The organism is Ancylobacter sp. FA202 (genome assembly GCF_000380205.1).
Lineage (GTDB): Bacteria > Pseudomonadota > Alphaproteobacteria > Rhizobiales > Xanthobacteraceae > Ancylobacter.
The window spans coordinates 1,452,783-1,475,318 of record NZ_KB904818.1 but is presented as its reverse complement, the minus strand read 5'-3'; the positions used below and the strand labels follow the sequence as shown (position 1 = coordinate 1,475,318).

Annotated in this window: 22 protein-coding genes; 13 read left to right on the top strand and 9 right to left on the bottom strand. The window is 68.5% G+C overall.

Annotation, left to right across the window (positions count from 1 at the left end):
* Positions 1 to 22: 22 nt before the first annotated feature.
* Positions 23 to 409 (bottom strand): hypothetical protein, encoded by a 387-nt coding sequence (locus tag A3M1_RS0106670; protein WP_018388180.1) that lies wholly within the window; start codon positions 407 to 409, stop codon positions 23 to 25.
* Between the two features lie 271 nt (positions 410 to 680).
* Positions 681 to 1,313 carry a pyridoxamine 5'-phosphate oxidase family protein gene (locus A3M1_RS0106665; RefSeq protein ID WP_018388179.1) on the bottom strand — a complete coding sequence of 211 codons (633 nt, stop codon included), beginning with the start codon at positions 1,311 to 1,313 and terminating at the stop codon, positions 681 to 683.
* A gap of 438 nt (positions 1,314 to 1,751) precedes the next feature.
* Between A3M1_RS0106665 and rsfS the strand changes: the two genes are divergently transcribed.
* The 9 genes from rsfS (at position 1,752) to A3M1_RS0106620 (ending at position 12,009) form a co-directional block, all read left to right on the top strand.
* Complete coding sequence (gene rsfS, locus A3M1_RS0106660; RefSeq protein ID WP_018388178.1) at positions 1,752 to 2,165, top strand: ribosome silencing factor; 414 nt, start codon at positions 1,752 to 1,754, stop codon at positions 2,163 to 2,165.
* 7 nt (positions 2,166 to 2,172) lie between these two features.
* Positions 2,173 to 2,655 (top strand): 23S rRNA (pseudouridine(1915)-N(3))-methyltransferase RlmH, encoded by a 483-nt coding sequence (gene rlmH / locus A3M1_RS0106655; protein WP_018388177.1) that lies wholly within the window; start codon positions 2,173 to 2,175, stop codon positions 2,653 to 2,655.
* Positions 2,656 to 2,779: 124 nt separating this feature from the next.
* A complete protein-coding gene (locus A3M1_RS0106650) occupies positions 2,780 to 4,072 on the top strand; it encodes a murein hydrolase activator EnvC (protein WP_018388176.1) in 1,293 nt (430 codons plus the stop codon).
* Positions 4,069 to 5,418: a S41 family peptidase gene (locus A3M1_RS0106645; RefSeq protein WP_018388175.1), complete on the top strand. Its 1,350-nt coding sequence runs from the start codon at positions 4,069 to 4,071 to the stop codon at positions 5,416 to 5,418. The genes A3M1_RS0106650 and A3M1_RS0106645 overlap by 4 nt, the downstream gene beginning before the upstream one ends.
* A 145-nt stretch (positions 5,419 to 5,563) precedes the next feature.
* Positions 5,564 to 5,989: a hypothetical protein gene (locus A3M1_RS0106640; protein ID WP_245261594.1), complete on the top strand. Its 426-nt coding sequence runs from the start codon at positions 5,564 to 5,566 to the stop codon at positions 5,987 to 5,989.
* Positions 5,990 to 6,181: 192 nt separating this feature from the next.
* Positions 6,182 to 6,694, top strand: a complete 513-nt coding sequence (locus tag A3M1_RS0106635) for an RNA pyrophosphohydrolase (RefSeq protein ID WP_018388173.1) — start codon at positions 6,182 to 6,184, stop codon at positions 6,692 to 6,694.
* A gap of 124 nt (positions 6,695 to 6,818) precedes the next feature.
* On the top strand, positions 6,819 to 7,565 hold the full coding sequence (locus A3M1_RS0106630; protein ID WP_018388172.1) for a TetR/AcrR family transcriptional regulator: 747 nt from the start codon (positions 6,819 to 6,821) through the stop codon (positions 7,563 to 7,565).
* Complete coding sequence (locus tag A3M1_RS0106625) at positions 7,562 to 8,824, top strand: efflux RND transporter periplasmic adaptor subunit (protein ID WP_018388171.1); 1,263 nt, start codon at positions 7,562 to 7,564, stop codon at positions 8,822 to 8,824. The genes A3M1_RS0106630 and A3M1_RS0106625 overlap by 4 nt, the downstream gene beginning before the upstream one ends.
* Entirely contained in the window at positions 8,824 to 12,009 is a 3,186-nt protein-coding gene (locus A3M1_RS0106620) for an efflux RND transporter permease subunit (protein ID WP_018388170.1), read from the top strand. The genes A3M1_RS0106625 and A3M1_RS0106620 overlap by 1 nt, the downstream gene beginning before the upstream one ends.
* 306 nt (positions 12,010 to 12,315) lie before the next feature.
* On the opposite strand, the gene A3M1_RS0106615 is transcribed toward A3M1_RS0106620, so the two are convergent.
* From A3M1_RS0106615 to A3M1_RS0106595, 5 genes are all read right to left on the bottom strand, one after another.
* Entirely contained in the window at positions 12,316 to 12,993 is a 678-nt protein-coding gene (locus tag A3M1_RS0106615) for an LON peptidase substrate-binding domain-containing protein (RefSeq protein WP_018388169.1), read from the bottom strand.
* A 74-nt stretch (positions 12,994 to 13,067) separates the two neighbouring features.
* Positions 13,068 to 13,994: a thioredoxin gene (gene trxA / locus A3M1_RS0106610; RefSeq protein WP_018388168.1), complete on the bottom strand. Its 927-nt coding sequence runs from the start codon at positions 13,992 to 13,994 to the stop codon at positions 13,068 to 13,070.
* A 71-nt stretch (positions 13,995 to 14,065) separates the two neighbouring features.
* The gene (locus A3M1_RS0106605) at positions 14,066 to 14,599 is read right to left on the bottom strand and encodes a prolyl-tRNA synthetase associated domain-containing protein (protein ID WP_018388167.1); all 534 of its coding nucleotides are present in this window, start codon (positions 14,597 to 14,599) and stop codon (positions 14,066 to 14,068) included.
* 97 nt (positions 14,600 to 14,696) lie between these two features.
* On the bottom strand, positions 14,697 to 15,815 hold the full coding sequence (locus A3M1_RS0106600; RefSeq protein ID WP_018388166.1) for a hypothetical protein: 1,119 nt from the start codon (positions 15,813 to 15,815) through the stop codon (positions 14,697 to 14,699).
* 14 nt (positions 15,816 to 15,829) lie between these two features.
* Positions 15,830 to 17,245: an MBOAT family protein gene (locus tag A3M1_RS0106595; RefSeq protein WP_018388165.1), complete on the bottom strand. Its 1,416-nt coding sequence runs from the start codon at positions 17,243 to 17,245 to the stop codon at positions 15,830 to 15,832.
* A 237-nt stretch (positions 17,246 to 17,482) separates the two neighbouring features.
* On the opposite strand from A3M1_RS0106595, the gene A3M1_RS0106590 reads away from it, so the two are divergent.
* Positions 17,483 to 18,286 (top strand): gamma-glutamyl-gamma-aminobutyrate hydrolase family protein, encoded by an 804-nt coding sequence (locus A3M1_RS0106590; protein WP_018388164.1) that lies wholly within the window; start codon positions 17,483 to 17,485, stop codon positions 18,284 to 18,286.
* Between the two features lie 175 nt (positions 18,287 to 18,461).
* Here the strand turns inward: A3M1_RS0106590 and A3M1_RS0106585 are convergent, their stop codons facing one another.
* Positions 18,462 to 19,136, bottom strand: a complete 675-nt coding sequence (locus tag A3M1_RS0106585) for a GntR family transcriptional regulator (RefSeq protein ID WP_018388163.1) — start codon at positions 19,134 to 19,136, stop codon at positions 18,462 to 18,464.
* Between the two features lie 110 nt (positions 19,137 to 19,246).
* Here A3M1_RS0106585 and A3M1_RS0106580 point away from each other — a divergent pair, with 110 nt between their 5' ends.
* Entirely contained in the window at positions 19,247 to 19,474 is a 228-nt protein-coding gene (locus A3M1_RS0106580) for a Trm112 family protein (protein WP_018388162.1), read from the top strand.
* 106 nt (positions 19,475 to 19,580) lie between these two features.
* On the opposite strand, the gene A3M1_RS0106575 is transcribed toward A3M1_RS0106580, so the two are convergent.
* Entirely contained in the window at positions 19,581 to 20,825 is a 1,245-nt protein-coding gene (locus A3M1_RS0106575) for a ubiquinone biosynthesis hydroxylase (RefSeq protein WP_018388161.1), read from the bottom strand.
* 168 nt (positions 20,826 to 20,993) lie between these two features.
* On the opposite strand from A3M1_RS0106575, the gene A3M1_RS0106570 reads away from it, so the two are divergent.
* The gene (locus tag A3M1_RS0106570; protein ID WP_018388160.1) at positions 20,994 to 21,884 is read left to right on the top strand and encodes an acyl-CoA thioesterase II; all 891 of its coding nucleotides are present in this window, start codon (positions 20,994 to 20,996) and stop codon (positions 21,882 to 21,884) included.
* Positions 21,885 to 22,180: 296 nt separating this feature from the next.
* Positions 22,181 to 22,519: a P-II family nitrogen regulator gene (locus tag A3M1_RS0106565; RefSeq protein WP_013168191.1), complete on the top strand. Its 339-nt coding sequence runs from the start codon at positions 22,181 to 22,183 to the stop codon at positions 22,517 to 22,519.
* Positions 22,520 to 22,536 lie beyond the last annotated feature (17 nt).

The following is a 22,536-nucleotide window of genomic DNA, read 5'->3' as shown; positions in this document are numbered from 1 at the left end:
ACCGATCGGATCGGCGCGGGCTCTAGGGTTTGGGGTGCAGCGGCCGGCAGTTCAGCGCCACACTCTTCATCGTGCGGCCGGCCTTGCCGTCGCAGCCAAGGCGGATGGTGTTGGTGAAGGGCGGATCGAGAAAATACTCGAAATCATCGGGATCGTCATGCTCGATCAGCCGGTAGAGCTTGTAGGGGTTGCCGTCGCAGATCAGCTGTTCGCTGTCGACGAACAGAGCGGCGGGCAGCACCAGCACATGCTCCACCTCCGGATTGGCCGCGCACCATTTTCGCGCCAGCTCGGCCATGTCCCGCGCCTCGATGATAAGCGCGTCGGGGTCGAAGGCGACGGTCTGGGCGAGGGCCGGGAGGGGGGCGAGGGCGAGGAGGGCCACTCCCAGCGCGGCGAGACGATTCATCCTGGCGATCCTCTCGGCGGGCGAAAACAGCCCGACGATATGTGCGCCAACTTGGCCCGGCAGGCCAGAGATGAATCGCGGGGGGAGGGGGCTGGGGCAATCCGGTGAGGGCAGCGCCGCTGGCAATGCGGCCGTCGGCCGTGCGTTTGTCGACGGGCTTAATCGACCCATTGCAGCCACTCGGGCGCTTTCCTACTCCGTCGGCATGCGACCCCATTTCAGACGGTGGCGCTCCAGCTATGCCGCCCCAGAAGCAGACCTGCCATCGATGTTAATACATGGTCTGCTTGTAATCTTCCTCCAATCCGGCATCGATCTTTCGCATCTCCTCCTCTTCCGGTGCCCCGGTTGTTTCATCCAATATCATCTTGATCAGTGAAGGCATCTGCGTGCGATCCTGATGATGAGCGGATTCCCAGATGTGCGAGCGCCTGAGGGCTTTTGCGCAATGCAGGAAGACTTCGCGGACCTGCACTACGATTGCCAGAGTGGGTATGCGGTTGTTGACCGTCAAGGCCTCGAGAAGTGTCGGATCAATGACTATACGTGCCACTCCGTTGACGCGCAGGGTGTCGTCGAAGCCGGGGATCATGAACAAAAGACCCACGGCAGGATTTGCTATGATGTTAGACAGGCTGTCCAACCGGTTGTTGCCTGGACGGTCAGGGATAGCCAGCGTGCTGCTGTCCAAAATGCGGACGAAACCGGGCGGGTCGCCACGTGGGCTCACATCCGCCCTGCCGTTTAGGTCCTGCGTGCCCAAACAAAGGAAGGGTGAACGTCGTATAAACTCTTGCGCGTGTACTCCGAGACTTTCCTGAAGCTTCTGAATAGCGAGGTCATGCGTGGCCGGATAAAGTTCGCGCAACGCTTCTTCGCGGTTAATGAGGAATTTCGGATCCAAACACTCCTCCTAGAGACTTTGCCTTTTGCACCAGCCTCAAGATGAGGTACGTACCTCAAATTCGTCAAGTCCCGATTTGACTAGTCGCGAAAGTGGGAAAATCTGCCAACGCTCCAAGCACCAGCATTACGTTGGCGATAGCTATGGGCTGCACTCTCATCCAAAGCTGTCTGGCCGCAGTCGCCCCCGAATGCGCCAGCCGACCAATGTCCGCTTTTCCTGGGGGCTCCTCCAAAAGCCACTAGTCCGGTTTCCACCCCAAACCAGATATTGGTTGCGGCCTCGGCGAGAGACCGCTTCGGGCGCTTCCCCCACCCCCTCTCCACCCCCCGGTTGAAGATCGCGCCCATCCGCACTATCCTAAGGGGGCATGCACGGAGCGGGAGGTCCGCCCGGGGCGATGCGGTTTCGACGAGAGGATCAGGACCCCTGTCCATCATGGCGCTTGCAGCGGCCGACAACAGCCCGGCGACTGCACCTGTCTCTGACGCGCGTTTAGACGCCGAGGAGATTCTTGCCCTCGTTCTCGCCCGTCTCGATGATGACCAGGCCGAGGACGTCGTCTCCATCGAACTGCGCGGCAAGACGACCATCGCCGATTACATGGTCGTCGCCTCCGGCCGCGCCCAGCGCCATGTCGGCGCCATTGCCGAGCACCTCGTCGAGGCGCTCAAGGCACATGGCGTCAAGGGCGTGCGGGTCGAAGGCTTCCCGGCCTGCGACTGGGTGCTGATCGATGCGAGCGATGTCATCGTCCACGTCTTCCAGCCGGAAGTGCGCGGGTTCTACAATATCGAGAAGATGTGGTCGGCTGCCGTTCCCGGCGGCCCGGCGACCCTGACGCGCGGCTGAGCGCGTCTTGCGCCTGCTCGTTCTCACGGTGGGCCGGCTGAAGGCCGGGCCCGAGAGGGAATTGTGCGCGCGCTATTTTGACCGCGCCGGCAAGGGCGGGCGCGCGCTCGGGCTTTCCGGCCCGGATGTCTCTGAGATCACTGAGAGCGCCGCCCGCCGCGCCGAGGACCGCATGGCCGAGGAGGGCACCGCTCTCCTCGCCGCGCTGCCCGAGGCCGGCGCAGTGATGGCGCTCGACCCGCGCGGCGTCGAGATGAGCTCCGAGCAGATCGCCGCCGACATTGCCGCCCTGCGCGACCGTGGCGCGCGCACGCTCGCCTTTATCATCGGCGGGGCGGATGGTTTGAGCGATCCGGTGCGCGCCCGCGCCGACCGGCTCATCGCCTTCGGCCGCGCCACCTTTCCCCACCAGCTCGTTCGCGTCATGATGGCCGAACAGATCTACCGCGCCACCACCATTCTCGCAGGCCACCCCTATCACAAGGCCTGAGGGCGATGGCGGCGCGCTAACCTCACATTAACCCTGCCGGCCCCTCCCTGTGCCGATGCCCGCGCGCCGCACCGCTTCGCCCCCCTGCCGCCGGCCGCCCCGCCGGGCGGTGGCGTGCGCCTGCGTGCTGCTGGCGGGGCTCCTTTCGGGGCTTTTCGCGGCGCCCGCGCGGGCGCAGGCGCCCGCTGAACCGGGGGCGGGTCAAGGGGCGGGCCAGGACCAGCAGCAGCGAATCGAGCGCCTCGACGCCGAGCTGAAGGATTCCACCGCCGTCCAGCAGCGCCTCGCCGCCGAGATGGCGGCGCTGGAGGGCGACCGCGCCAAGCTGAACGAGGCGCTGCTCGACACCGCGATCCGGGTGCGCGAGACCGAGGCCAAGCTCGACGCCAGCGAACAGCGCCTGCTGCTGCTGAACCGCGAGGCGGCCGACATCAAGGAATCGCTCGAGGCCCGGCGCGCCGTGCTGGCCGAGGTGCTGGGCGGGCTGGTGCGGCTCGGCCGCCGCCCGCCGCCGGCGCTGATGGTGCGCCCGGACGACGCGCTGCAGTCGATCCGCTCCGCCATGATGCTCGGCGCGGTGCTGCCGGAACTTAAGGCGGAGACCGATCTGCTCGCCAGCGAACTCGCCGCGCAGGAGCGCGTGCGCCAGGACACCGCCCGCGAACGCGACGCTCTCGCAGAATTGAAACGCTCGCTGGCCGATGAGCGCGCCCGCACCGCCGCCCTGATCGAGGAGAAGAAGAACTCGCTGCAGCAGGGCGAGGCGGCGCTGACCGAGGAGAAGACCCGCGCCGCCGCGCTGGCCGCCGAGGCGGGCAATGTGCGCGAGCTGATGGAGCGGATGGAGACCGAGATTTCCGCCACCCGCAAGGCGGCGCAGGAGGCGGCGCAAAGCGAGGCGCAGCAAGGCGCCGGGGCGGGGCCGGCGGACCGGCTGGCGGCGCTGCAGAACCCCGGCCGGCTGGCGCCCGGCGTGCCGTTCGAGGACGCGCGCGGCCTGCTGAAGCTGCCGGTCGGCGGCGCGGTGCTGAAGGCCTTCGGCGCCGATGACGGCTATGGCGGGCAGGAAAAGGGCATGTCCATGGGCACCCGCATCGAGGCCCAGGTGGCCTCCCCCAGCGATGGCTGGGTGGTCTATGCCGGGCCTTTCCGCTCATATGGACAACTGTTAATTATCAATGCTGGCGGCGGTTATCATATCCTGCTCGCCGGAATGGATAAGATCACGGTGGAATTGGGTCAGTTCGTGCTGTCCGGCGAGCCGGTGGGAGTGATGGGGCGCGGACCCCAGCTCGTGTCGTCGGTCGGCCTTGGAACCGCCCAACCCATTCTCTACGTCGAGTTCCGCAAGGATGGTAACTCGATCGATCCAACGCCATGGTGGGCGACGAGCGAAAGCGAGAAGGTACGCGGATGATGCGTAGGACGTCTGTATTTCTCTTCGGTGCGGCGGCCGGCGCCTTGATCGCGGTCGGTGCCACTCAGCCGCGGCTGCTGCTTGAGCCTTCGGCGGCGATGGCGGCGGCCTCGGACACATACCGCCAGCTGAACCTGTTCGGCGACGTGTTCGAGCGCGTGCGCGCCGATTATGTCGAGAAGCCGGAAGACGCGAAGCTGGTGGAAGCCGCGATCAACGGCATGCTCACCTCGCTCGACCCGCATTCGACCTATATGGACGCGAAGGATTTTCGCGACATGCAGGTGCAGACCCGCGGCCAGTTCGGCGGGCTCGGCATCGAGGTGACGATGGAGGACGGCCTGGTGAAGGTCGTCGCCCCGATCGACGAGACCCCGGCGGCCAAGGCCGGCGTGCAGGCCGGCGACCTCATCGCCAAGCTCGACGGCGAAGAGGTGAAGGGCATGACCCTGAACCAGGCCGTCGACAAGATGCGCGGCGCCGTCAACACCCCGATCAAGCTGACCATCGTCCGCAAGGGCGCGGACAAGCCGATCGAGCTGTCGATCACCCGCGACATCATCAACATCAAGTCGGTGCGCTCGCGGGTCGAGAACAACGATATCGGCTATATCCGCATCACCTCCTTCAGCGAGCAGACCGGCGAGGGCCTGAAGAAGGCGGTGGCCGACCTCACGCAGCAGATCGGCGAGGACAAGCTCAAGGGCTTCATCATCGACCTGCGCAACAATCCGGGCGGGCTGCTCGACCAGGCGATCGACGTTTCCGACACGTTCCTCGACCGTGGCGAGATCGTCTCCACCCGGGGCCGCGACCCCGAGCAGACCGAGCGTCGCAACGCCCGGCCGGGCGACCTCGCCAAGGGCAAGCCGATCATCGTGCTGGTCAATGGCGGCTCGGCCTCGGCGTCGGAAATCGTCGCCGGCGCGCTGCAGGACCACAAGCGCGCCACGGTGCTGGGCTCGCTCTCCTTCGGCAAGGGCTCGGTGCAGACCGTGATCCCGGTGTCCGGCAATGCCGCGATCAAGCTGACCACGGCACGCTACTACACGCCGTCGGGACGCTCGATCCAGGCCAAGGGTATCCAGCCCGATATTGAGCTGGTGCAGGACGTGCCGCAGGACGTGAAGGAAAAGGCCGAGGCGGCCGGCGTGGAGACCACGCGCGGCGAGGCCTCGCTCAAGGGCCATCTGAAGAATGGCGAGGACGAGCAGACCGGTTCCCCGGCCTATGTGCCGCCGGACCCGAAGGACGACACCCAGCTCAAGCTGGCGATCGACCTGATCGAGGGCGTGCAGAAGAACGCCGCCTATCCCGCCGACCCCAAGGCCTCCGTGCCGAACTGATGTGATGCCGCCGGCCCCCGGGCCGGCGCTCTCCCGAACCGCGAGGCCCGCCTTACCCGAGGCGGGCCTCGCCTTTTTTGCGCTGCCGCGCCGAATGCCCGATTTTGCCCCGATCCCGCCTTGGTCGGCGGCGACAAAGGCAGCCATGAACAGCGCGCCCCCTCTCCGCATGCTTTCCTCGCCCCGGTCGCAACAGGCGCCATCCGGCGAAGGCCTGCCGGGCCGCGACGCCGGACGCGACCACGCGCGGCACTGCGCGGCGGTCGGGGTGTTCGGCTTCGCCATCCTGTCGGCGATCAGCGTCGGGGTGGCGGCCTATGTGTTCCGGGCCGGCGAGCCTGCCGCACCGCCCAGCACGCCCTTCGCGCTGCAGGCGGATGGCTTCCCCACCATGGGCGTCGCCGCCGACATGCCGACGCTGCGGGCGCCGCTGGCCGGCGATGACGGTGTCAGCATCACCGTGTTCGACGGCGCCACCGGACGCAGCCAGGTGATGGCGGGCCCCGGCGCGCTCGACACCGCCACGGCGGCGCCTGTCGCCGGCGAGAGTGAGACCGCGTTAACCCCGTGACCACACGGGCCGGCGCGACCCCTACGCGCCGCCCGGCTCCTCGCCTATGCTACCGCCCGGTACGTGCGCCCAGAGCGCCTTCCGGTGACGCCGGTTCATCGGAAGTGCTCCAGGTTTTTGTTCTACGCATTTTCTTCACGCGAACCGGAACCCACTTCGCTCGAAAATGCTCACAGGTCCTGCGGTGGCTTCATGATTCCCTTCGACCAGCTTCCCTATCGCCCCTGCGTCGGGGTGGTGCTCGTCAACCGCGACGGTCTGGTCTTTCTCGGCGAGCGCCGGGGCGGGCCCGAGCAGGTGGACGCGCAGCATTCCTGGCAGATGCCGCAGGGCGGAATCGACGAGGGCGAGAGCCCGGAAGAGGCGGCGCTGCGCGAGCTTTACGAGGAGACCAACGTCTCCTCGGTCGAGCCGCTCGCCATGGCTTCGGAATGGTTCGCCTATGACCTGCCGGAGCCGCTGGCGCGGCAGGCCTGGAAGGGGCGCTTTCGCGGGCAGACGCAGAAGTGGATCGCCCTGCGCTTCACCGGCACGGAGGACGAGATCGACGTGCTCCATCCGGGTGGAGGGAAGCACAAGCCGGAATTCGTCGCCTGGCGCTGGGAGCGGCTGGAGCGCACGCCGGGGCTGATCGTCCCGTTCAAGCGCCCGGTCTATGAGCGGGTTGCGCGCGAATTCCAGCCGGTGGTGGCGCCGGCGCAATAGCCGCCGGGCGCGCCGGGCCGGAACTTCCGGTGCCGGACGCCGATGCGAACGAACGTTCGTTCTTGACTCGATTTCCCTGCGTGACTAAATGCGAACGAACGTTCGCTCCCGTGATGGAAGGTGCATGAACACCCACGCTCCCCGCCTCCCCGTGGCCGATGCCGGTGCCAAACCCGGTACGAAGCTTGGAGCGAAGCCTGGCGCGAAGCCGGCCGCCCGCCCGGATTCCGCCGCCGCGCCCAACGCCGCGCCGGTGGAGAAGCTGCGCCGCGACCCGCGCCGGCGGGTGCTGGACGCGGCCATTGCCTGCTTCACCCGCGCCGGCTTCCACGGTACCTCCATGCAGCAGATCTGCACCGAGGCCGGGATGAGCCCGGGCGCGCTCTACCGCTATTTCCCCTCCAAGGAATCGATCATCGTCGCCATTGTCGACGAGGAGCGGGCGGTGCGCATGAGCTGCCTGGAGCTGCTGGACAGCGCGCCGGGCTTTGTCGAGGGGCTGGCCCGCATGGGGCAGGCGCTATTTTCCGGCGAGACGCCGATGGTGACACTGGCGCTCGGGCCGGAGATCTATGCCGAGGCGGCGCGCAACCCGGCGCTGAAGCCGACCTTCGACGCGGTCGAGGACGAGATGAACGCGGCGATCCGTGCCCATCTCGTCGCCGCCCAGGCGCGCGGCGAGATCGACCCTTCGCTCGATCCCGACGTGGTGATGGTGATGATCAACGCCATCGGCGACGGGCTGGTGCTGCGCCAGAGCTTCGAGCCCGACCTTTCGCTCGTCCAGATGATGCCGGCGCTGGCCGGCCTGATCGCCCGCATGCTGGCGCCCGCTGCGGCGCCGAGCCTTTCACCGGACCGCACATCATGACCGTCAAGCCGGCCTCCTTTCGCGGGCGTATCGCGCTCGCGCTCACCATGACCGCCGTGGTCGTCGGCCTTGCCGGCTATGCCTTCCGCGACCGGATCGCCGCCGGGCTGAGCCTTTCCGAGCCGGCCCAGGCCGAAGTGGCCACGCCGGCGCCGAACGAGGTCAAGGGCATCACCATCTCCGTGGTGCCGGCCACCGTGCGCGAGGTGGTGGAGCGGCTGCCCGTCACCGGCACGCTGGTGGCGCGCGAGGAGATCATGGTCGGCCCGCAGATCGACGGCTTCCAGATCACCGACATCCTGGTGGAGGAAGGCGACCGGGTCGAGCAGGGCCAGGTGATGGCGCGCCTCTCGCGCGACATGCTGGAGACGCTGCTCGCCCAGAACACCGCCAACGCCGCCAAGGCGCAGGCCGCCATCGCCCAGCAGAAGGCGCAGCTGCAGCAGATGCTGGCGCAGCTGACCGAGGCGGATGCCGCTGTCGAGCGCGCCCGCACCCTGATCAAGACCGGCGCCACCTCGCAGGAAGTGCTGGACCAGCGCGAGCGCGGGGTGAAGGTGTCCACCGCCCAGGTGACGGCGGCGGAGGAAATGGTGACGGCCGCCGAGGCCGAGGCGGCCCAGATCAAGGCCACGCGCGACGAGATCGAGGTGCGGCTCGCCCGCACCGAGATCAAGGCGCCGCAGGCCGGCATCGTCTCGGCCCGCTCGGCCCGCGTCGGCGCCATCGTGCTCTCGGCCAATAGCGAGCCGCTGTTCCGCATCGTCAAGGATGGCGCCATCGATCTCGACGCCGAAGTGCCGGAATCGGCGCTGCCGCGGGTGACGCCGGGCCTCAAGGTCGCGGTGCTGCCGGCGGGCTTCGACACGCCGCTGGACGGCACGGTGCGCCTGGTCGGCGCCAAGGTCGATGTCGCCACGCGCCTCGCCCGTGTCGCGGTGGCGCTGCCGGACGACCCGCGCCTGCGCCCGGGCGCCTATGGCCGGGGCGTGATTGAGATCGCCCGCCACCAGGGCGTGGCGCTGCCGCAATCGGCGGTGCAGTTCGCCGCCGATGGCATTTTCGTGCTCGTGGTCGAGGGTGACACGGTGCGCCGCCGCCCGGTGAAGATCGGGCTGCAGGGCGATGGCGTGGTGGAAATCACCGAAGGGGTGCGCGAGGGCGAGAGCGTCGTCGCCCGCGCCGGCGGCTTCCTGCGCGATGGCGACCGGGTGAACCCGGTGCCGCTGGCCGCCGACCCGGCCAAGGGAGGCGTCTGATGGCTCTCAACGTCTCCGCCTGGGCCATCCGCAAGCCGGTGCCCTCCATCGTGCTGTTCGTGGTGCTGACCGCGATCGGCCTCTATACGTTCGACCGGCTGCCGATCACCCGCATGCCGAATATCGATGTGCCGATCGTCTCCGTCGCCATCACCCAGCCCGGCGCCGCGCCGAGCGAGCTTGAATCGCAAGTTACCAAGATCGTCGAGACCTCGATCGCGGGCGTGCAGGGGGTGAAGCACATCTCCTCCACCATCACCGAGGGCTCGTCCGTCACCGTGGTCGAGTTCCAGCTGGAGACGCAGGTCGACCGCGCCGTGAACGATGTGCGCGACGCGGTGACCAAGGTCCGCACCGATCTGCCGCAGGATATCGAGGAACCGCTGGTCCAGCGCGTCGATGTCGAAGGCATGGCCATCGTCACCTATGCCGCCTCCGCCCCGGCGATGACGCCGGAGGAACTGTCCTGGTTCGTCGACGACACGCTGGTGCGGGCGCTGCAGGGCGTGCGCGGCGTCGCGCAGGTGAAGCGCGAGGGCGGCGTCGAGCGCGAGATCCGCATCTCGCTCGACCCCGACAAGCTGGCGGCGCTGGGCGTGACGGCGGCGGATGTGAACCGCCAGCTCGCCGCCACCAATGTCGACCTCGCCGGCGGGCGCGGCGAGATCGGCACGCAGGAGCAATCCGTCCGCACGCTCGGCGGCGCCAACACGGTGGCCGACCTCGCCGAGACCCGCATCGCCCTTCCCGGCGGGCGCCATGTGCGCCTGGCCGATCTCGGCACCGTCACCGACGGGGCGGCCGAACCGCGCATCTTCGCCCGGCTCGACGGCATGCCCGTCGTGGCCTTCGGCGTCTACCGCGCCAAGGGCTTTTCCGACGTGGTGGTGGCCGAGAGCACGGCGCAGGCGCTGCGCGACCTTGAGAAGCGCCATCCCGACGTCTCGATCACGCTGATCGATTCGACGGTGAAATACACCGAGGCGGACTACACCTCCGCCATGCACACGCTGATCGAGGGCGCGGTGCTGGCGGTGATCGTGGTGATGCTGTTCCTGCGCGACTGGCGCGCCACCATCATCACCGCGACGGCGATTCCGCTGTCCATCCTGCCCACCTTCTGGGTGATGGACATGCTCGGCTTCTCGCTGAACGGGGTGAGCCTGCTCGCGGTGACGCTCGTCACCGGCATTCTGGTCGACGACGCCATCGTCGAGATTGAGAACATCGTGCGCCATATGCGGATGGGCAAATCGGCCTATCGCGCCGCCATCGACGCCGCCGACGAAATCGGCCTCGCCGTGGTGGCGACCACGCTGACCATCGTCGCGGTGTTCCTGCCGGTCAGCTTCATGGGCGGCATTGCCGGCCAGTACTTCCGCCAGTTCGGCATCACGGTGGCGGTGGCGGTGCTGTTCTCGCTGCTGGTGGCGCGGCTGCTGACGCCGATGCTCGCGGCCTATTTCATGCGCGATCTCGGCCACCGCGAAAAGCCGGATGGCTGGTTGAAGCGCGCCTATGTCGCGCTGCTGCTGCGCTCGATCCGCTACCGCTTCCTCACCGTGGCGGCGGGCATCGTGCTGTTCATCGGCTCGATGTGGCTCTCGACCCTGCTGCCCTCCGGCTTCATTCCCAATGCCGACGTGTCGCGCTCGGTGCTGGCGCTGGAACTGCCGCCGGGGGCGACGCTGGAATCCACCCGCGAGGCGGTGGACGAGATCACCGGGCTGCTGAAGGCCCAGCCCGAGGTGGCCAGCGTCTTCGCCACCGCCGGCTCGGGCTCGGCCGGGGACTCGGTCAGCAGCGGCGGCGAGGTCCGCAAGGCGACGATCATCGTCAACCTGGTCCCGCGCAGCGACCGCGCGGCGACGCAGAAAGAGTTCGAGATGCGCCTGCGCGAGGAGATCGCGCGCCTTCCCGACCTGCGCTTCAATTTCGGCGCCTCGGGCGGGGCCGGCCCCGGCGGGCGCGAATTCACCGTCATTCTGTCCGGCTCGGACGGCGCGCTGGTGGAGGCCAAGGCGCTGGAGCTGGAACGCGAGATCCGCGACAAGGTGAAGGGGCTCTCCAACGTGCAGACCTCGGCGGCGCTGGAGCGGCCGGAACTGCGCGTGGTGCCCAAGCTGGCGGAAGCGGCGGAAATGGGCGTGTCGGTGGCTGATATCGCCGAGACGGTGCGGATCGCCACGCTGGGCGACGTCTCGCAGAACCTCGCCAAATTCTCCGCCGGCGACCGGCAGATCCCGATCCGGGTGCAGCTCGACGAGAAGGCGCGCGCCGACCTCTCCACCTTCGAGACGCTGAAGGTGCGGACGGCGGCCGGTGCCTCGGTGCCGCTGCTCTCGGTGGCCGACATCTCCTTCGGCACCGGCCCTTCCAGCCTCAACCGCTATGACCGCGCCCGCCGGGTCGCCATCGAGGCGGACCTTGCCGGCGAGACCCAGCTCGGCGAGGCGCTGGCGGAAGTCTATGCCCTGCCAGGGGCGAAGAGCCTGCCGGCCAGCGTGGTGCTGAAGGAAACCGGCGATGCCGAGATCATGGCCGAAGTGTTCGGCGGTTTCGCCACCGCCATGGCCGCGGGCGTGATGATGGTGCTGGCGGTGCTGGTGCTGCTGTTCGCCAATGTGCTGCAGCCGATCACCATCCTGATCGCCCTGCCGCTGTCGGTGGGCGGCGCCTTCATCGCGCTGCTCGTTACCCACAACGCCATGACGCTGCCTGTGGTGATCGGCTTCCTGATGCTGATGGGCATCGTGACCAAGAACACCATCCTGCTGGTCGATTTCGCCATCGAGGCGGTGCATGCCGGCGTCGACCGCACCACGGCGCTGATCGACGCCGGCCGCAAGCGCGCCCAGCCCATCGTCATGACCACCATCGCCATGGTGGCGGGCATGATGCCTTCGGCACTTGGGCTGGGCGAGGGCGGCACGTTCCGCGCGCCGATGGCGATCGCTGTCATCGGAGGGCTGATCGCCTCCACCGTGCTCTCGCTGGTGTTCGTGCCGGCGGTGTTCACGCTGATGGACGATCTCGGCCGGCTGATGGCGCGGATCTTCGGCCGCTTCATCGGCGCCCGCGACGAGGAGGACGCGCACCACGCCGACCCGATGGTGCGCCCGGGGCTGCACGCCGTCGATGCCGGCCCGCATTCGACGCCGCGCCCGCCGATGGCGGCGGAGTAAAAGGCGTCCGGCTGTCCCGCATCCCCAGTGGCAAGGGTGAGTGGGAAAGGGTGAGTGGGATCAGCCAGGAGTGTTGTGCTGGGTCCCGGATCGGCGGTGCGCTGCGCGCAGCTTGTCCGGGAAACGAGCGGAACTGGTCTCTCGGAGGCGGCGCGCTCCCCGTGACACCGGGGAGGACGTCGTGGATCCCCGGGCCAGGCCCGGGGATGACGGTGATCGCCTTGTCCGCGCCTTGAGCCCCAACAACGTCATGGCCGGGCTTGGCCCGGCCATCCACGTCTTTTCGTGGAAAGGCGCGCCCGCCCGCTATTGCAGCGTGCCGTCGCCCTCGCCGCCAGTGCGGGCCATGGTCATCTGGGTAACGGCGATCAGCATCTCGGCGCGCGAAGCGAGGCTGGGGGCTTCCAGCAGCGCCTGCTTCTCGCGCGGGCCGAAGGGCGCCATCATGGCGAGCGCGTTGACCAGCGCCTCGTTCGGCGCGTCCTTGATGCTCTTCCAGTCCGCTTCCAGCCGGTTGGCGTCGAGATAATCGGCCAGCGTGCGCAACAGCGTGCCGCGATCCACCGCCTCGGCGCCGGCATTGGGGGTGAAATCGGCGCGGAAGGGCTCGTAATCGACCTTGGCCTGCCGGAAGGGCGTGCCGGAATCGACCTCCGCCACCACCTTGAACCGGGCAATGCCGCTCAAATTCAGCAGATAGCGCCCGTCGCCGCTCTCGGCGATCTCGGTGATGCGGCCGACGCAGCCGACAGCGACGATGTCAGGCGCGCCGGGCACGGCGAGGGCCGGCTGCTCCGGCGCGGTCTGGATCATGCCGATCAGCCGGTTGCCGGCCAAAGCGGCATCGATCATCGCGACATAGCGCGGCTCGAACACGTTGAGCGGCAGCTGGCAGCGCGGCAGCAGCAGCGCGCCCTCCAGCGGGAAGAGCGGGATGATGGGCGCCAGCTCGGACGGGTCGGTATAGGGTTTGTTGATCGCCATTACGTTCCTTGCGCGACTTTTGGCGCGATGTCTGGCGCGACTCTCGGCGGTGGCGGGGGGCACCCCCGCCGGCGTCAGGCGAAGAGCAGGGAGGACAGGCGGCGGCGACCGGCGAGGGTGTGCTCGTCGGTCGGCCCCCAGGCCTCGAAGAACTGCACCAGCTGCTTGCGCGCGCCGTCCTCGTTCCAGGCGCGGTCCTTGCGGACGATGGACAGAAGATGGTCGACCGCCTCCTCGCGCTTGCCACGGGCGCTGAGCGCCACGGCGAGATCGAAGCGGGCCTGATGGTCGAGCGGGTTGGCGGCGACCTTGGCCTCCAGCTCCTTCACGTCGCCCAGAGCGGCGGCGGCTTCCTCCAGGTCGATCGCTGCGCGGACAGCGGCGAGGGCGCTGTCATTGGCGGCCGCCTCGGGCGCCAGAGCGAGGGTGGCCCGCGCCTGTTCGAGATTGCCGGCGGCCAGCTCGGTGCGGGCGAGGCCGGCAATGGCGGCGAGATTTTCCGGCTCCTCGCCCAGCACGGCGGCGAAGATTTCCGCCGCGCCGACAAGATCGCCCTCGGCAAGGGCCGCCTCGCCGCTGGCGAGGATGTCGGCGATGTCGTTGCCGCCGCCCGAGGCCGCGACGAGCTTGTCGACCAGCGCCTTGATCTGCGCCTCCGGCTGCGCGCCCATGAAGCCGTCGACCGGCTGGCCGTTGACGAAGGCATAGACGGTGGGCAGCGACTGGATGCCGAGCTGCTGGGCGACGGCGGGGTGCTCGTCGGTATTCATCTTGGCGAGGCGGACCTTGCCCTTGGCCGCGCGCACCACCTTCTCGATGATAGGGGTCAGCTGGCGGCACGGGCCGCACCAGGGGGCCCAGAAATCGACCAGCACCGGGCGCAGGCGCGATTCCTCGACCACGTCCTTCATGAAGCTCTTGGTGGTGACGTCCATCACCACATCGTCGCCGCCCGGCGCGTCGCCCTTGCCGGCGGGGGAGGAGGGCTGGTTCAGCAACATGGGTCGTCCTCGCAATAGGGCTGTGCTCGGCGTCTAAAATGGTCTGCCGCGCCGCGAATGCAACGGGGCGTTCAGCTCTCGGCGGTGGCGGGCTCCCCCGCCTCGCTGCGGCGGGGTACCGCCAGCACCAGCGGCTCATGCCCGGTGGCGCGCAGGAAGCGGACGAGGTCGGCGCTGGCAAGGGTGGTGGTGGCGGTGTTGACCAGCGGGTGGCAGTTGATCGCCTCATGCGCCATCAGCTCGGCGTCGAGCACGACGGTGACGCGGCCCTGCGTATCATTGACCGGGCCGAAGGCGGTGACGGCGCCGGGCTTCACGCCCAGCACCTCTTCCAGCAGCTCGGCGCTGCCGAAGGAAAGCTTGCTCGCCGCGCCCAGCGGTACGTGCAGATTCTTGAGGTCGACCCGTGTCTCCTCCTCAACCACGACGAGGAACAGGTTCCCCTTCTTGTCCTTCAGGAACAGGTTCTTGGTGTGGCCGCCGGCGATGTCGCCGCGCAGCGCCTGCGAATCCTCCACCGTGAACAGCGGCGGATGCTCGACCGTGCGGGTGGGAATCCCCAGTTCGGCGAGCCGGGCGAGGAGTTCGTCGCGGGAGAGGGGCATGGCGGTGATCCGGCCTGGAAAAGCTGCGGCGTTTTAATGCCGGGCAGGGAGGAGAGGCAAGGGTGGGGGCGGGCGCCGCGGCCGCCTTGCTGTGGCGTCACCCGCCGGCGGGCAGGGGCGTGCGGCTCCAGTTCTTGCAGGTGAGGAAGCGCTCGGTCGGGGCGTAGATCAATATGTCGGGCTTGAAGCGGTCGATGATGCCCCGGTCGAACTCGCAGGCGGCGTGATGGATCCACACCGCCGCCGAGGCGCGGTAGACCAGCGGGTTGTGCCAGTAGCTCTGGGTGAAGGAATCGCCCACCACCATGATGCGCGGCCCGGCATGGCCGGTGGCGAAGGCGTCGAAGCCGTAATCGTCCTTTTCCGGCGGTGGCGCGGTGACGATGCCGGTCAGCGGGGTGGTGTCGTGCGGGCCGGCCAGCGGCGGCTTCCAGACATATTCGCTATCGGGCGGCTCGCGGCTGGTGATCCCGGCGACGGTGAGAAGATCGCCGCTCGTGCGTATCTGGGTGGCGCCGAAGGCCTCCGATTCCGGGATCGCCAGCTGCGGCTGTCCCGCCGCCGCCATGACGGCATTGAACGCCGCCAGCGCGGCGCGCGCGTTCCAGTGGGTGTCGTAGCGATAATAGATCGGGCCCTGGGTCGCGGCCTCGGCGAGGAAGGGGCGCAGATCGACGAAGGTGATGCCGTCGCGCTTCATCCGCGCGGCGACGAGATCATATTCGCTGCGCGCCTGCCGTTGCTGGCGGATGTAGTCCGGCAGCATCTCGAAGCGGGCGGTGTGGGCATTGGGCGCCAAAGTGAGAACGAAGGTGCCGCCGATGGCCGTCATCTTCTCCTTCAGCTCGCGGGCGAGGATGGCCAGTCTTTCCACCGCCTGCGGACGCACCAGCTGGCCGATCGACTGTTCCATTGCGTTGTCGTCGCGCAGGAACAGGCTGCCATCGGTGCCATACAGCACGCGCGTGCCCGGCGCCGAGCCGATGAAGCGCAGATAGCGCCGATGCGCCGCCAGCACCGGGCCGCGGAAGCCGAAGGAATTGTTGATGTAGGGGTCGAGCCGCTCGGAGGCGTGTTCCCACCAGCGCGCTTCCGGCGCCAGCACGTTGCGGATCGGCCCCGGCATTTCGGGCAGCAGCAGGCTGAGGGTCGGCAGGGAAAGGATGGCGACGAAGAGGATCGCCCACCAGCGGCGGAAGGCCATGAGCAGCGCCATCGTTCTCGCTCCCCTCAGAACCGGAAATACAGGAAGGGCGAATAGGTCGCCGCCCCCACCGACAGGATGCACAGCGCGAACAGCAGCGCCATCACCACCGTGTCGGTGATACCGAACAGAGTGCGGCGCGCGCGCTCGGAGAGATGCTTCGGGCGCGGCTGCGGCAGGCCGAACATGGCGAGCGGCCAGGCCAGCACCATGATGACGATCGTCACCGGTTCCAGATCGGCCAGAAGATTGACCGAAAGCGGACCCACCCCGTTGAGCCCGGCAAGGCCGGCGAACAGGTCGAGCGCCTGCGGCAGGCTCTCCGCCCGGAACCAGACCCAGCTGGTGAGCACCACCAGCAGCACATAGGCGTGGTTCACCAGGCGCGGCGCGGCGCGCAGGGCGGCGCCGAGGCGGGTGCGCTCCAGCACCAGGAAGGTGCCGTGATGCACGCCCCAGATGACGAAGGTCCAGCTCGCCCCGTGCCACAGGCCGCACAGCAGGAACACGGTCCACAAATTCAGCGCGGTATAGACATGGCCGCGCCGGTTGCCGCCGAGCGGGATGTAGACGTAGTCGCGGAACCAGCTCGACAGGCTCATATGCCAGCGGCGCCAGAAATCGGTGATCGACAGCGCGCCATAGGGCAGATTGAAGTTGCGCGGGAATTTCAGCCCCATCGCGATGGCGAGGCCAATCGCCATGTTGGAATAGCCGCCGAAGTCGAAATAGATCTGCAGCGCATAGGCGCAGACGCCGATCCACGCCTCGCCGAGGCTCGGGGCGGTGGTGTTGTCGAACACCACGCTCACCAGCGGCGCCACCTCGTCGGCGATCAGCACCTTCCAGGACAGGCCGATGACGAAGATGCGCAGCCCCGCCGACACCCGCCCGAGCGTGGTGCGCCGCGCCCTGATGCGGTGCGCGATGGTGGAATAGCGCACGATCGGGCCGGCGACGAGCTGCGGGAACATGGTGATGTAGACCGCGATCTCCTCGAACCGGCCATTGGCCCGCGCCTTCCCGCGATAGATGTCGACGAGATAGGAGATGGCGTGGAAGGTGAAGAAGGAGATGCCGAGCGGCAGCGGCAGGTGCACCACCGGCAGCTGGGCGCCGGCCGGCAGCAGCAGATTGATGTTCTCAGCGAGGAAGCCGGCATATTTGAAGGCGATGAGGCCGGACAGGTTCAGCGCCACCGCCAGCCCCAGCATGCGCAGCCGCCACGGCCCCGTGCGGGTGTCGATCAGCAGGGCGAAGAGGTAGTTGGCGACGATGGACACCGCCAGCACCAGTACATTGGCCAGCCCGCCCCAGGCATAGAACACCAGCGAGAACGCCAGCAGCACCAGGTTGCGCGCCCGCAGCCCCGGGGTCGCGAAATAGCAGATCAGGAACGCCGGCAGGAAATAGAAGAGAAAGGTGACGGACGAAAAAACCATGAGCTTCCGGCGGCGGCCTGCGGGCGGAGGGGTGGCCCTTCATACACGAAGAATCATCCTCGGAAACGCTTGGCGACGGGCTGTCCCGGCGGCAGCGGCGATCGGGCGCAAGGCGAGGGGCGTCATCGGCTCGCGCGCCGGCTTGCGCGTCCGGTGCAAGGCGGGCCTGCGCGCGGATACCGTTGACAGCCGGCGGGGGCGGGCGCCACATCTGGCGGGCAGAGCGCAGGAGACAGCATGCGTCCGGTCATCGGAGTGATCAGCGACGTGAAGGCCAAGGACGGGCAGGTCGTCCATGGCGTCACGGAAAAATACATCTATGCGGTGGCGCGCGGCGCCCAGGCGATGCCGGTGCTCATTCCCGGCACGATTTCGGCGGTGGATGCCGAGATGGCGCCGGAGCGGATCGTCATCGACGAGATCCTCGATTTCGTCGATGCGCTGTTCCTGCCGGGCAGCCCGTCCAATGTCGGGCCGCAGCACTATGGCGACGTGCCGCACGACCCGCCGCTGCCGGCCGACCCGCACCGCGACGACATCTCGCTGCCGCTGATCCGCGCGGCGCTGGAGCGCGGCGTGCCGCTGTTCGGCGTGTGCCGGGGTTTTCAGGAAATGAATGTCGCGCTCGGCGGCACGCTGTTCCAGAAGCTCTACCAGCAGCCCGGCCGCTTCGACCATCGCGAGGATTCCAGCCTGGCGCTTGAGGGCCAGTACGCCCCCGTGCACGAGGTGAGCCTAGCGCGGGACGGCCTGCTGGCGAGCCTGGCCGGCGCCACCAGCTGGCGGGTGAACTCGCTGCACGGCCAGGGCGTGGCGACGCTGGCGCCCGGCGTGGTGGTGGAAGCGCAGGCCGAGGACGGCACCATCGAGGCCTTTCGCGTGCCGCACGCGCCGGGCTTCAACCTGGCGATCCAGTGGCACCCGGAATGGCGGTTCTGGCAGGACAAGCTCTCCAGCGGCGTTTTCACCGCCTTCGGCACTGCCGCGCGCCTCGCGGCGGAGCGCCGGCGCGGCGGCGGCCGGATGAAGGCGGCGGGCTGAGGCTCGCTGTTCGATCGTCATCGCGGCGCTTGGCACATGAAACGCCGTCATCCCCGGGCTTGACCCGGGGATCCCCGTCTTTCCGCCTGCACACGTTTTCAAAGTCGTGGATGCCGGGGTCAGGCCCGAGCATGACGGTGTGTTGGGGTGGGGCGAGCCGGTGGGGCGAGCAGGCCTAGCCCAGCTGCGCCAGCAGATGGCCGATGCCGTCGCGGATGTCGGCCTCGATGGCGCGGCGCAGCGCCGCTTCGTCGCGCGCCCGCAGGGCGGCGAGGGCCTGCGCGTGGCGGTCCACGGGGTAATGGGTCTCCAAGTCGGCCAGTGCCATCCGCATGAACGGGCCGATCTGCAGCCAGACCGATTCGATCAGCGGCAGCAGCACATTGTCCGCCCGGCTGCCATAGAGCGCGCCATGGAAGGCGAGGTTGGTCTCGATCATCGCCTCGGTATCGCCGGCCGCCACGGCGGCATCGGAATCGGCATTGAGCGCGTCGAGACGGGCGATGAAGGCGGCGTCGGCCACCGCCAGCGCGCGGGCGGCGGCCTCGCATTCCAGCAAGGTGCGCGCTGTCATCAGTTCCTCGAAGCGGCGGGCGGTCATCTCAGGCACCCGGGCGCGGCGATTGTCGAGCAGCACCAGCGCCCGCTCGGCCACCAGCCGGCGCAGCGCCTCGCGCACCGGCATGGAGGAGACGCCGAGCGCGTCCGCCAGCCCGCGGATCGTCACCGCCTTGCCGGGCGGGAAACGGCCGGCCATGACCGAGCGCCGCAGCCGGCGAAACACCCATTGCTGCAAGGTTTCGCCATCAAGGCGCGGTTCCTGGGCGAGATCGAGCGCGGGAGAGTCCATCGGTCCGTGCGGCTGGCGGGTGAGAGGCGACGACGTGAGAATGTCAGCTTGCTGCGCTATATAGCCGGAATACGTTTCCGTCGTTCGCGTAGATCGAGAGAACCCTGCCCATGGCCACCACCCCCGAATTTCCCGCCGCGCGCTCGGGCTATGAGATCGACCCGAAGCTGCTCGAACTCCTGGTCTGCCCCGTCACCAAGGGCCCGCTGGACTATGATCGGGCGGCGCATGAGCTGGTGTCGCGCGCCGCACGTCTGGCCTACCCGATTCGCGACGGCATCCCGATCCTGCTCGCCGACGAGGCGCGCACCCTGACCGAGGAAGAGGCGGCGCGGTAGGCGCCTAGATCATTTCACTGTTTCGTGGAAACGGTGAAATGATCTAATTCTTTGTTTTGTCGCGTTTTCTTCACGCGAACCGGTATCCACTTCGCTCGAAAACGCTCTACAGCGCTTCGCCGCGCAGCAGGCGGGGGGACTTCCCGCCAATGCCGGCGGCGTCGCGGATGAAGAAGCCCTTCAGGGCAGGCATCCGCTCCACCAGGCCGAGCCCGACATCGCGCACCAGCCGCACCGCGTCCGAGCGCAGGCCGAACAGCCGGTTCAGCCCGTCGGTGGCTGCGCCCATGGCCAGCGTGTCGAAGCGGCGCCAGCGCTGGTAGCGCTCCAGCACGTCTGGCCCGCCAATGTCGAGGCCGAGCCGGGCGGCGTCGGTGATCGCCTCGGCCAGCGCCGCCACGTCGCGCAGGCCCATATTGATGCCCTGCCCGGCAATGGGGTGGATGGTGTGGGCGGCATCGCCCACCAGCGCCAGGCGCTCACCGATGAAGGAACGCGCCATCTGGAAGCCGAGCGGAAACGCCTTCGGCTCGTCCAGGATCTCGATCTCGCCCAGCTCCAGCCCGAAGCGCTGTTCCAGCTCGTCCTGCAGCAGCACGCGGGGCAGCTTGAGCAGGCGCGCGGCGGCCTCGGTGGATTCGGTCCAGACGATGGAGCAGCGATTGCCGGTGAGCGGCAGCATGGCGAAGGGCCCGGCGGGCAGGAAATGCTCGATCGCCTTGCCCTCGTGCGGGCGCTGATGGCCGACCGTCAACACGATGGCGGACTGGTGGTAGGGCCAGCCGGTGACGCCGATGCCGGCCAGCGCCCGCAGCTTCGAGCGGCCGCCATCGCAGGCGGCGAGCAGAGCGGCGGCGGCTTCCGTGCCGTCGGCAAGGCGCAGCGCGGTGCGCGCCGGGCCCGGGGTGAAGCCGGCGATGCGGGTCGGCAGCAGCGCGATGCCGCGTTCGCGCGCCAGCTCGGTCATCGCGTCCTGCAGCACCGCATTGGGCAGCATATGGGCGAAGGGCTCGCCCGGCTCCACCTCGCCGTCAAAGGACAGGAACACCGGGCGGGCGGCGTCGCCGAGCTTGGAATCGGTGATTTCCATGGCGAGGATCGGCTGGGCTTCCGCTTCCACCCGCTCCCACACGCCCAGCGCCTCGAACAGGCGGCGGGCGCCGGCAGCGATGGCGGAGGCGCGCAAATCCGTGCTTGAGGGCCGGGGCGCGGCGAAGGCGGGATCGGCGATGGCGAGGCGGGCGCTGTCTCCCAGCCCCTGCCGCAACGCCAAGGCGAGGGAAAGCCCGGCGAGCCCGCCGCCGGCCATCACCGCGTCATATCGCTGGTCCCGTTGCATGGCTTGCTGCATGGCGTGCCGCCTCCGCTCTCGACCATCCGCGCATTGTGCGCGCTCCCTCCTATGCCTTAGCTAGGCACCCCGGACAATGCGCCGGGGTGACGCCCCGCCATATCCGCCCGTCTCGCTGCCCGCCGCCGCACTGTCCGCCGACCCGTTCCGATGAGGAGCCGCCCGCCCATGACCAACAGCGCCGCCGAACTCGTCGCCCTGCTCGATCTGGAGCGGCTGGAGGACAATCTCTTCCGGGGCGACAACCCGCCGGAATCCTGGCCGTTCCGCTCGCGCGTGTTCGGCGGGCAGGTGCTGGCGCAGGCGCTGGTGGCGGCGCAGCGCACGGTGGACGGCGCGGGCGCCCATTCCATGCATGCCTATTTCCTGCTCGCCGGCGACCCGAACGTGCCAATTATCTATGACGTCGAGCGGGTGCGGGACGGGCGCAGCTTCGCCACACGGCGGACGGTGGCGATCCAGCACGGGCGGCCGATCTTCATCATGTCGGTCTCGTTCCATCGCGAGGAGCCCGGGCTGGAGCACCAGCTCGACCTCGACATGGTGGTGCCGCCGCCGGAAGAGGTGCCGGGCATCGGCGAACTCTCCGCCGAGGTGCGGGCCCGGCTGCCGGCGCCGGTGCTGGCCTATTGGCAGCGGCCGCGCCCGATCGAGCTGAAGCCGGTCGGCCTCGGCGAGACGGTGGCGACGCCGCGCCGGGCGGTGTGGTTCCGCGCCAGCGGGGCGCTGCCCGACGAGGAAGGCCTGCACCGCGCCGTGCTCGCCTATGCCAGCGACATGACGCTGCTGGAGGCGACGACGGCGCTGCACGGCACCAGCGTGCTCGGCGAGAGCCTTCAGGTCGCCAGCCTCGACCACGCGCTTTGGCTGCACCGGCCGTTCCGCGCCGATGACTGGCTGCTTTACGCGCAGGACAGCCCCAGCGCCGCCGGCGCGCGCGGCCTTGCCCGCGGGCTGATTTATGACCGCGCCGGGCAGCTGGTGGCCTCGGTGGCGCAGGAAGGGCTGATCCGGCCGATGCGGCCGGCCGGGCCGCCTGCTGCGCAGGCATCTGCCTAAAAATTAGTCTTCATATGGCGATTATGCGGCGGTGACTCAGGATGGGTCATCGTCGCGATCAAGAATTGAGCAAGCGGGCCGTGTCGCACCGGCCGAACGCAGCGCCCGCGTGCGCCGCGCCGGGCCACGCGCGGGGCGGGCATTTGCAGCGAAAGCGTTGATTCATCTCGGTTGGCACGCGAATTGATTCTCTCTTCGCGGCTTGACCGGAAGGTTGAAGGAATCAGCCTGGCCGAGTCCGACATGAAACGCCCAGAACCCCGCCAGCGGTTCGGGGCCAAGCGGGGACACGAACCATGAAGATCGTCATGGCTATCATCAAGCCTTTCAAGCTTGAGGAAGTCCGGGATGCGCTCACTGGCATTGGTGTGCACGGACTGACCGTCACGGAGGTCAAGGGATATGGCCGGCAGAAGGGCCACACCGAGATCTACCGCGGCGCGGAATACGCGGTGAGCTTCCTGCCGAAGCTCAAGATCGAGGTCGCCGTGCCTTCCGATCAGGTTTCCAAGGTCATCGACGCGATTACCACTTCGGCCAAGACCGGCCAGATCGGCGACGGCAAGATCTTCGTCTACGCGATCGACCAGGCCGTGCGGATCCGCACCGGCGAAACCGACGCCGACGCGCTCTAAGCCCGCGACACTGATCC